This window comes from Mycobacterium ostraviense (assembly GCF_002705925.1).
Taxonomy (GTDB): domain Bacteria; phylum Actinomycetota; class Actinomycetes; order Mycobacteriales; family Mycobacteriaceae; genus Mycobacterium; species Mycobacterium ostraviense.
The window spans coordinates 69,652-79,070 of record NZ_NKRE01000001.1 but is presented as its reverse complement, the minus strand read 5'-3'; the positions used below and the strand labels follow the sequence as shown (position 1 = coordinate 79,070).

The window sequence follows — 9,419 nt, the reverse complement described above, 5'->3', positions numbered from 1 at the left end:
GCACGATCGGGATGGTCAGCCCCATCAACTACGAGAACGCTGCGGCCACCAACCGGGAAGCCGCATAGAGGAAACCTCCACGATTTGGGGGGAACCACACGAGCACCTCCGCGGTGCCCCAGAGGTGGTAATCAGCCCGGACGGCACGCGGGCCGTCGCCCTCCTACGGGACACCGCGCAGGTATTGGACGCCGAGACCGGCCATCCAATCGGTGACCCGCTGAAGCTCATCGGTGTCGTGTACAGCGTGGCGATCAGCCCGGACAACACGCGCGTCGCCTGCGGCCGGAAGGACGGCACCATCCAGATCTGGGATCTCAACACCGGCCGAACCGTCGGCAAATGGTTTGCGGGGCACCAGGATACGGTTCTTGCCGTGGCGTTCAGCCCCGACGGTAGCCGGATCGTCTCCGGCAGCCGGGACAAGACAGTGCGGGTGTGGGATGCGGCCACCGGCCAACCCGTCGGTCAGCACATGACGGGGGGCTCGGTGCTCAGCGTGACGTTCAGCCCCGACGGCACCCGGATTGCCTCCGGCAACGGCGAGGGCGCCATACAGCTGTGGAAAGCCGACGCGAGCCAGGCGGTCGGCCCACCGATGACCGGCCATGCGGGGAACGTGTACAGCCTGGCGTTCAGCCCCGACGGCACGCGGATCGTCTCCGGCGGTCAGGACAAGACTGTGCGGCTGTGGAATGCCGACACCGGACAGCCCGCCGGCCCGCCACTGGTCGGCCACCGATGGACGGTCGCGACCGTGGCGTTCAGTCCCGACGGCAAACGGGTCGCCTCCGGCAGCGGGGATAGGACCGTCCGACTGTGGAGTGCCGAACCTGGCCCACTCGTGGGCCAGTCGCTGACCCCGCCCGGCTGGAGCCCACAGCAGCCCGGCTGGGTAGCGAACGTCAAAGTGGCGGTCAGTCCCGACGGCAGGTGGATCGCCTCCGGCGGTGACGGCATCGCGCTGTGGGACCCCACCACCGGTCAAGCCATCGGCACCCCGATCACCGGATACGGAGCATTCGTGGCGTTGAGCCGCGACGGCAAGCGGATCGCCGCGATCGGTGACGGGAAGGTCCAGGTGTTGGACGTGGGCACCGGCCGAGCCGTCGGCGCCCCGGTAGAGAACTGGGAGGTGCGAAGTGTTGCGTTCAGCCCGGACGGCACCAGGATCGCCTCCGGCGGGGACGACAAGACCGTCCGGCTGTGGGACGTGGCCACCGGCCGACAAATCGGAGACGCTATGACCGGTCACAGTTCCGATGTGAAAGGTGTCGCATTCAGCCCGGACGGCACGCGCATCGCATCGGGCAGCCTCGACGGTATGCGGTTGTGGGATGTGACGACCGGCCGGCAAATCGGTAGCCCGATGGCGAGCACCGGCACGGAGACCAGAGGCGTCGAGAGCGTCGCGTTCAGCCCCGACGGCACGCGCATCGCCTCTGACGAGGTTCTCGTCTGGGGCAACAGGATTCGGTTATGGGACACGGCCACCGGCAAACCCGTCGGCCGGCCGATGACGGCGAAAACGGTGATGAGTGATCCGGGCCTGTTCAAACCCGACATGAGCATGGCTTTCAGCCCCGACGGCAAGCGGATCGCTTCCAATATGTGGGATCGCACCGTTCGACTGTGGGATGTCGCCACCGGAGCACCCGTCGGCGCTCCGCTGCGAGGCCCCACCGCGGACGTAACGAGCGTCGCATTCAGCCCGGACGGAAACTTCCTGGTGTCCGGGAGTGAGGACGGGACCGTCCGGTTGTGGCTCAACTATCCCGACGCGGCATCAGCCTTGTGCGCCAAGCTCTCCACCAACATGAGCCGTCGGCTGTGGCAGGCCTGGGTGTCGCCCTACATCGACTACGTCGAAGCCTGCCCCGGACTTCAGATCAAGAAAGAATACGAGTGGTAGGTCCCATGAGCGGCAACGATGCGGTCAACAACGAGATCGAGCAGATTCTCCCGCCCGACCCCCAGCAACGCCAGACCGCATTGGAGCTGTTGCGTTCGGCGTTCATTCCCTGGTTGGTCACCATCGATCCCGACGACGCTCAACCGATGCGCCGGGCGGCGCGCCAGGCTGATCTGCCCGAGGCAAGCCGCCCACTGATTGACGCGCTGGTGGAAAAGCGGCTGCTGGTGCGCGACGAACGCGACGGGCAGGCGGTCGTGCAGGTGGCGGCGGAAAGCCTGCTGTATCAATGGGATGAGCTGGCCGGCTGGCTACGTGCCGAACGGGAGAACCTCGCAACCGCCGACGACGTCGAACGTAACGCCACCGCCTGGACCGCCCACCGGCAAGACGCCGCCGAAGGCCACGCCGCCGACCTGCGCAAACGCGTCCGCATCCTGCGCGCCGTCCTGGCCGGCACCGTCGTGATCGCCGTTGTCGCTGCGATCGTGGCCGTGGCCGGGCTCGTTCAAGCCACCCACGCAAAACGCCTGGCGGACAAGCGAAACCGCGAAGCGATCGCCTTGACATCGAGCTCGCGGGGACAGGCCATGCTCGCGGGTGTTCGCGCCGGAGGCGATGAGCGGGCGATCCAGCAGATCCTCGCCGCACCGGCCATCGCGCCCAGCACCGACATCAGTGCGCTGCTCACCGCCGTGGTGGAGCGACAATCTACGATCAAGATCATCCCAACGCCCGCCGCCGTCAACACCGTGGCGTTCAGCCCCGACGGGCGGCGCATCGTCTCCGGCGGCGCCGGTAACACGCTGCGGCTGTGGGACGCCGCCACCGGCGCGGCCATCGGCGGACCGCTGACCGGCCACACCGCCCCGGTGCTCAGCGTGGCGTTCAGCCCCGACGGGCGGCACATCGTCTCCGGCAGCGACGACCAAACGCTGCGGTTGTGGGACGCCGCCACCGGCGCGCCGATCGGCGCCCCGCTGACCGGCCACACCGGCCCGGTGGAAAGTGTGGTTTTCCGCCCCGACGGGCGCCGCATCGTCTCCGCCGGCGGCACCATCGCCGACGGCACGGTGCGGGTGTGGGACGCCGGCACCGGCCAGCAGATCGGCGCCCTGCTGACCGGCAACAGCGGTCCGTGGGACAGTGTGGCGTTCAGCCCCGACGGGCGGCGCATCGTCTCCGGCAGCGGCGCCGTCGGCAATGTCGGCCCCGGCACGGTGCAAGTGTGGGACGCCGACACCGGCCAACCCCTCGGGCAACCGCTGACCGGCGGCACCGGGCCGGTTTTCAGTGTGGCGTTTAGCCCCGACGGGCGGCGCATCGTCTCCGGCAGCGCCGATAACACGCTGCGGTTGTGGGACGCCGGCACCGGCGCGCCGATCGGCGCCCCGCTGACCGGCCACACCGGGGCGGTGGGCAGTGTGGCGTTCAGCCCCGACGGGCGGCGGATCGTCTCGGGCAGCGACGACGGCACGGTGCGGTTGTGGGACGCCGGCACCGGTCAGCCGATCGGTGCCCCGCTGACCGGCCATACCGGCCCGGTGGCCAGTGTGGCGTTCAGCCCCGACGGGCAGCGCATCGTCTCCGGCAGCCCGGACGGGCGGCGCACACCCTCCGGCAGCCCGGACGGCACGCTGCAGTTGTGGGATGCCGGCACCGGCCAGCCGATCGGTACCCGGCTGACCGGCCACACCGACGCGGTGGACAGCGTGGCGTATAGCCCCGACGGGCAGCGCATAGTCTCCGGTAGCGACGATCACACGCTGCGGTTGTGGGACGCCGCAACCGGTGCGCCCATCGTTGGCCCGCTGACCGGCAGCACCGCCTCGGTGTCCAGTGTGGCGTTCAGCCCCGACGGGCGGCGCATCGTCTCCGGCAGCGCCGACACCGTGCGGTTGTGGGACGCGGGCACCGGTCAGCCGATCGGCGCCCCGCTGACCGGGCACACCCTGTGGGTGTCCAGTGTGGCGTTCAGTCCCGACGGGCAGCACGTCGTCTCCGGCAGCGCCGACAACACGGTGCGGTTGTGGGACGCCGCCACCGGTCAGCCGATCGGTGCGCTGTTGACCGGCCACACCGCCTCGGTGTCCAGTGTGGCGTTCAGTCCCGACGGGCAGCGTATCGTCTCCGGCAGCTACGACAAGACGCTGCGGTTGTGGGACGCCGCCACCGGTCAGCCGATCGGTGCCCCGCTGACCGGCCACACCGCGTCGGTCGACAGTGTGGCGTTTAGCCCCGACGGGCGGCGCATCGTCTCCGGCAGCACCGATCAGTCGCTGCGGTTGTGGGACGCCGCCACCGGTCAGCCGATCGGTGCCCCGCTGACCGGCCACACCGACTCGGTGACCAGTGTGGCGTTCAGTCCCGACGGGCAGCGCATCGTCTCCAGCGGCAGCATCGCCGACGGCACGGTGCGGTTGTGGGACGTGCGCACCGGCCAGCAGATCGGACCGGCGCTGAGCGGCCACATCGGGACGGTATTCAGTGTGGCGTTTAGCCCCGACGGGCGGCACATCGTCTCCGGCGGCCTCGACAAGACACTGCGGCTGTGGCCGGGGCCCGCGGCCTGGCCTGATCTGCTGTGCGACAAGCTCGTCGCGAATATGAGCCACAAACAGTGGCACGACTGGGTTTCCGCCGACATCGACTACATCAGGCTTTGCCCGAACCTGCCCATCCCCTAACCCGCCCGACGGGGTCTCCGACACCTTCGACACAGCGGCGTCGGGTATTTACCGACACGCTTTCCGGTTCGGCCGGCGAGGTGGTGGGACGGCTTGGTGGGACGGCTTAGTGCTGCAACGGCAAGAGAAGGTGCTCATGAACCAACCGCAATCACCCGGGTGGTACCCGGAACTCGCCGTGTCACCACCCAGGACGCCGAGGCCCATTGGCGCCCCGTGTATCCGGGCGACGTCGTGACCGCGCCGTTGCCGCCGCCGGGGTGGTATCCGGTTCCGGAAGACACCAGTCGGCGTCGGTACTGGGACGGCGCAGCGTGGACGCACCATCGGGACGGATCGCCACACACCCCTGCACCTCGGGATCAGGTCGAGACGGTAGTGGTGGAAAACCGTTCACCCGATGGGCCCGATAAAAATGGAAGAGCCTCAGGCCTGACGGTTACCAAAGGAATCTCGCTTATCCTGCTGGCACTCCTATTCGGGCCCATTGCTTCTGCATCCTTACCCGAAGGTCCCACTCACTGGAATGAATATGCCACTGCGGGGGCCGACACCATATGGCGCACTTACTTTCTGGCAGTCTTGGCGCTCTGTGTTGTGGCGTTGATTCTGGGCATTCTTTCGCTGGCAAGGCCCGCATTTCACCCGATGTTGAGCGTTATCGACGGGGCAGCGGTGATCATCATCGGGGTAGTCGGCTGCCTTCTTGGTTTATTATCTGTCGGAAACGGAAGCGATGTGGCGACCCCGCTCACCTTTCTCGGTACCGGCAGTCTGTTCGCACTCGGCGGTGGCATAACGACGTTGCTGTCCGCAATTGCTGTCGCCGACCGACGTCGTTCTGGGGCCCAGCCGTCATCCATGGCGCTGCCACCCGGTTTGCGGCCCGGTCCGTTGGGCTTGCGGTTTCTCGCCCGGCTGATCGACGGCATTCTGGTCGTCATTGTCGCGGTGCCGCTGGCCGTGCTGGCGGAAATTCACATCGGAGCGACCGGTTTGTTCCCCGGTTTGTTCTCCGGGTTGCTCGCCTTCAGCTACTTCGTGGCGTTCGAGGCGAGTCAGGGCTGGACCCTGGGCAAGAAGTTGCTGGGCATGCGGGTACGCGGACCCGACGGCGCCGAAAAACCGACTGTGCGACAGTCCGCCGTCCGCAACGTCTTCACACTGCTGGCGATCATCCCCTTCCTCGGCGAAGTGCTCGTGCTCGTCGCCGGTGTCGTGATCGCAGCGACCATCCGGTCGAGTCCCACCAAACAAGGCAAACATGACGAGTTCGCGGGCGGAACCCAGGTGGTCAAGGTGTTGATCCCGGTGACCGTCGGCGTCGCCGAAGTCTGACGCGTGACGTGCAGGGGTCCGACACGCTTTAGGGGTGAGGGCTGGTGCTGGGCGGCGCGGGCGGCAGCTCGAACAACGCTGGATCGGCGAGGACCGCAGCCGCGGGTACATCGCCTGTCCGGGTCACCAACAGCGGGGTTCGATAGACGTATCCCCGATTGCCACATTCGTCGCTCATAGCGGTGTCGTTCTGACTGCCTCGAAGGGTCCAGTCGGGCTGCGGCTCCGCAGACCACGTAACGATTTGCGTCTCGGCGCCCGGGCCGATTTTCGCGTCGGCCCCCAGGCACCGCTTACGCGGGTATTGATTCGTCACGGGTGTTCGCTCCCAGCGACCCGTTGACAAAATGCAATTCGGCCGTACGCGGGGGTGTGGCCGCTAGCTGCTGGTCCTTGTTGTCGAGTACGGTGCCAGTGGCAACGCACCCTGTGGTTGAGCAATATGAGCGAAATGCCCACCAAGACGTGGCGTTCGTATTGTCGGAAGAGGGGGCGGGGGCGCCGTTTTCAGTCTGCTTGGCCCAGTCAATGTCTACCCGATAGGTGCCCTCGACTACGGCGGCTGGAACGGGTTTGGCGGCGGTGTTGTTCTCGATCATCCGGTAGCCGATGACACCAACGACTATCAACACCCCATCGCAATCGTCGCTCCGAGGAGAATCCAGCGCTGGCTGCGCCGCTTCTGCCTCGCGCGGGCCGGCGCGGACCCGGTAACCCCTGCTGGCGTTGACGGCTTCGGTACATCGCGATAGCCGGGGAAGGCCTCGATCACCGGTGGTAATGGCGGTCCGCTCGCGGCAGAAACGTCTTGCGGCAGCGGCTCTTCCGGTTGTGGCCTTGAGTCGACTTGGTCAAAACTCCCCAGTTGCGCGGTTGCCCCGCCGGGCTCGACGCCGGTTGTTCCCTGACGCTGCGCCGGTGCCCCATCGGATATCGCGTCGGGTGCCGACTGAGGCTGGTCCTCAGGCCTGTGCGGATCGACATCGTTGGACACTTGTCTTTCCTTTCACATGCCGCGTATCGCGGATCGTAGTGGCGAGAACCGGGTCGGCAGAGGGAAACCCGGATTCGTGTGCAGCACCGCGAAGCCTCGGGCCCGGGCCGTTGGCGGTAATTGCGCGGCCTGAGCCCGCGCGGCGCCGGTGCCGCAAGCGGTTCAAGGTGGTGTCGTCGGTAGGTGTATCACCGATCGGGTTGTATGCAATATGGGTGACCTGGAGCCGCAAGATGGTGCAATCTAGAGCGGTGCTTACGGTCGGGCCGGGAAGGCGCAAATGACCTCGGGCGGATTCGGCGGGGACTCGGGGGACCCGTTCGGCGCCGGCTCCTTTGACGCCGGCCCATTCGGTGGTGACGCCTCGGTCCCCGGCGCACCGGAACCACCCAGTCGCCCCCAAGGCGAGGTCAACACGCTGGCCACGCTGTCGCTGGTGTTCGCGTTTTTCTTCGCCCCGGCCGGCGCTGTGCTGGGCCATGTGGCGCTGGCACGTATCTCCCGTACCGGCGAACGGGGTCGCGACCGCGCGCTGATCGGCTTGACGCTGTCGTATGTGTTCATCCTGTTCGCGGTGGTCGCCCTGGTGGTATGGCTGGTCATGGGCGGCGGTAAGGGCACGGCACCGGGAGTGACAACCACTCCGACCACGGCGCCGACCACAGCCGCCCCGTCGACGAGCATCGTCACCAGCATCGTCACTGCGCCGTCTACGACGCGGCCAACGTTTGCGGTTGAGGATATGCGGGTTGGCGACTGCGTGGAGATACAGCACCTGTATCCAGACCCGACGAACCCCGATCAAACTCAAATAAGCCTGTTCTACTCCGTGCCGTGCGAGGCTCGCGACGGGGTGTTTCGGGTCGATAAGATCGCCACACAGCGGAGCCAGTGCCCCGGCTACGCACTGGTCAACGCCGATGAGAACCTCTTCGCATGTGTCTCCGAAGTCCGTGGATAATCCGACGAGAGTATTTGCCAGGAAGAAGCTATGAATGGTGTCGCCGTTTCACGTCGTGAAGGAATCTGGTAACCGGGGCCGACGGGGGCACCGGACCGATAGACTGCGTCGGTGAACCACGCTGGGGATCCGTTTCACCAGGATCCTGCTGATCAGTTCGGTACGAGCAGCGGGCCGCCCACGGTCAGCTACCCGCAGCCAGGCGGCGATCCGTGGCCGGTGGGGGGAAGTGCGTTCCCCACCCCGCCCGTCCAAAAAGCGAGCTTAGACACGTTTGCGGTGCTGTCATCGATCCTGGCCGTCCCGATTCCCCCGGCGGCCGTTGTGCTGGGGCATCTGGCGTTGCCCCGAATCCGCCGCACCGGCGAGCGCGGACGGTTAGCGGCCATCCTCGGGCTGGTGATCGGGTACCTGATGTGTGCGGTGCTCTTGGCCGGGGCGATCTGGGTGGCATCGACCGGTCGCTCGCCGTCGAGTCGGAACGCGGCCACGCCGACCACGATTGCACCGTCGCTCCCGGCGTCGACGTCGACGTCGACGTCGATTGTGACGGTGCCGCCGTCGATCCGGCCACGCGTGAAGCTCGATCTCAGCCAGGCCGCGGTGGGCACCTGCGTGGAAATACAGCGTCGAGGAACCGAGGCGGATGAGCTTGATCTGTTCAAGGTTGACTGCGAGCACCGCCAAGGTGTGTACGTGGTCACCGCTCGGGTCACCCAGCAGTACGAGTGCAAGTCGACATACATCGCAGCGCCTCCGGATCGCGCGTTCGCGGTGTGCTTGAACCTGTACTGATCGGTGCCCGTGGACCGCAGACAGGGGGAAGGGAGACGATGGAGATCGACCGCTGGCAAGCTTTTGGCACCTTACCCGCACCTAGGGGTTCCAGCTGAATGGCGCCATCGGATCCGTTTGACTTCAGCGATTTCGGCGCTCCCTCGGCGCCCCCGCCGCAGCCGCGCAGCACCTCGGCGCCCGATCAACCCGCTGGGCGGGAAACGAACCGTCCATTCGACACCGGTTTCGACCCATTCGCTGACCAGGCCTTCGACCAGGCCCGTCCAGTTGCCGGCGACGCCTTCGGCGGTTCTGATTCCGGGCTGGGGGAAGGCGCGCTGACGGTCGCTCGTCCCCCCGTGGCGCTTTTCGCGCTCGCGCTCGGGCTGGCGGTGGCCGGGGTGGTGATCGGAATGCTATGGGGTCCTTGGTTGCCGGCCGCGTTTGCCGGGTGGCTGCTGGCCGGTCCGGTGGCGATCGGGGTGCTGGCCGAGTTCACCCGGGTGGACACCCAACGCCGGGCCAACGCGGTGTATTCGGCGCCACGCTGGGTCGCAACCCTGTACTGGGTGGTCCTGGGCGTGTGCCTGCTCGGTATTGCCGTTGGCGCCTGGCACATCGCGATCTGGGCGGGCAGGCTGTAGGACGACCTGATGATGATCGTCAACCAGCTAGGCCGACACCCCGCAGCCCCAGGAAGAGCGCTGGGCGGTATCCCAGGCCGCATCACAGCGGTTGCGGCGCTGGCTG

General features: G+C 67.1%; 8 protein-coding genes and 1 pseudogene. 7 read left to right on the top strand and 2 right to left on the bottom strand.

What is annotated here, in order from left to right; all coding sequences use genetic code 11:
• Window positions 1-124: 124 nt before the first annotated feature.
• From CDN38_RS00295 to CDN38_RS29905, 4 genes and pseudogenes are all read left to right on the top strand, one after another.
• Entirely contained in the window at window positions 125-1,912 is a 1,788-nt protein-coding gene (locus CDN38_RS00295; RefSeq protein ID WP_075510373.1) for a WD40 repeat domain-containing protein, read from the top strand.
• A 5-nt stretch (window positions 1,913-1,917) separates the two neighbouring features.
• On the top strand, window positions 1,918-4,599 hold the full coding sequence (locus tag CDN38_RS00290) for a WD40 repeat domain-containing protein (protein WP_075510374.1): 2,682 nt from the start codon (window positions 1,918-1,920) through the stop codon (window positions 4,597-4,599).
• A 96-nt stretch (window positions 4,600-4,695) separates the two neighbouring features.
• A pseudogene (locus CDN38_RS32335) lies at window positions 4,696-4,938 on the top strand (DUF2510 domain-containing protein); the annotation flags it as partial.
• 39 nt (window positions 4,939-4,977) lie between these two features.
• Window positions 4,978-5,937 (top strand): RDD family protein, encoded by a 960-nt coding sequence (locus tag CDN38_RS29905; RefSeq protein WP_244307459.1) that lies wholly within the window; start codon window positions 4,978-4,980, stop codon window positions 5,935-5,937.
• 28 nt (window positions 5,938-5,965) lie between these two features.
• Here CDN38_RS29905 and CDN38_RS33475 read toward each other — a convergent pair whose 3' ends face one another.
• Both CDN38_RS33475 and CDN38_RS33470 read right to left on the bottom strand, forming a co-directional pair.
• Window positions 5,966-6,283 carry a hypothetical protein gene (locus tag CDN38_RS33475; protein WP_497755992.1) on the bottom strand — a complete coding sequence of 106 codons (318 nt, stop codon included), beginning with the start codon at window positions 6,281-6,283 and terminating at the stop codon, window positions 5,966-5,968.
• Window positions 6,231-6,536, bottom strand: coding sequence for an Rv2253/PknI dimerization domain-containing protein (locus CDN38_RS33470; protein ID WP_497755996.1), 306 nt, complete (start codon window positions 6,534-6,536; stop codon window positions 6,231-6,233). The genes CDN38_RS33475 and CDN38_RS33470 overlap by 53 nt, the downstream gene beginning before the upstream one ends.
• Before the next feature lie 675 nt (window positions 6,537-7,211).
• Between CDN38_RS33470 and CDN38_RS32785 the strand changes: the two genes are divergently transcribed.
• The 3 genes from CDN38_RS32785 to CDN38_RS00260 all read left to right on the top strand — a co-directional run bounded on the left by CDN38_RS32785 (window position 7,212) and on the right by CDN38_RS00260 (window position 9,313).
• Entirely contained in the window at window positions 7,212-7,892 is a 681-nt protein-coding gene (locus CDN38_RS32785; protein ID WP_082277085.1) for a DUF4190 domain-containing protein, read from the top strand.
• 111 nt (window positions 7,893-8,003) lie between these two features.
• A complete protein-coding gene (locus CDN38_RS00265) occupies window positions 8,004-8,687 on the top strand; it encodes a DUF4190 domain-containing protein (protein WP_082277086.1) in 684 nt (227 codons plus the stop codon).
• A gap of 98 nt (window positions 8,688-8,785) precedes the next feature.
• Window positions 8,786-9,313 (top strand): hypothetical protein, encoded by a 528-nt coding sequence (locus CDN38_RS00260; protein ID WP_075510377.1) that lies wholly within the window; start codon window positions 8,786-8,788, stop codon window positions 9,311-9,313.
• The last annotated feature ends 106 nt before the right edge of the window (window positions 9,314-9,419 follow it).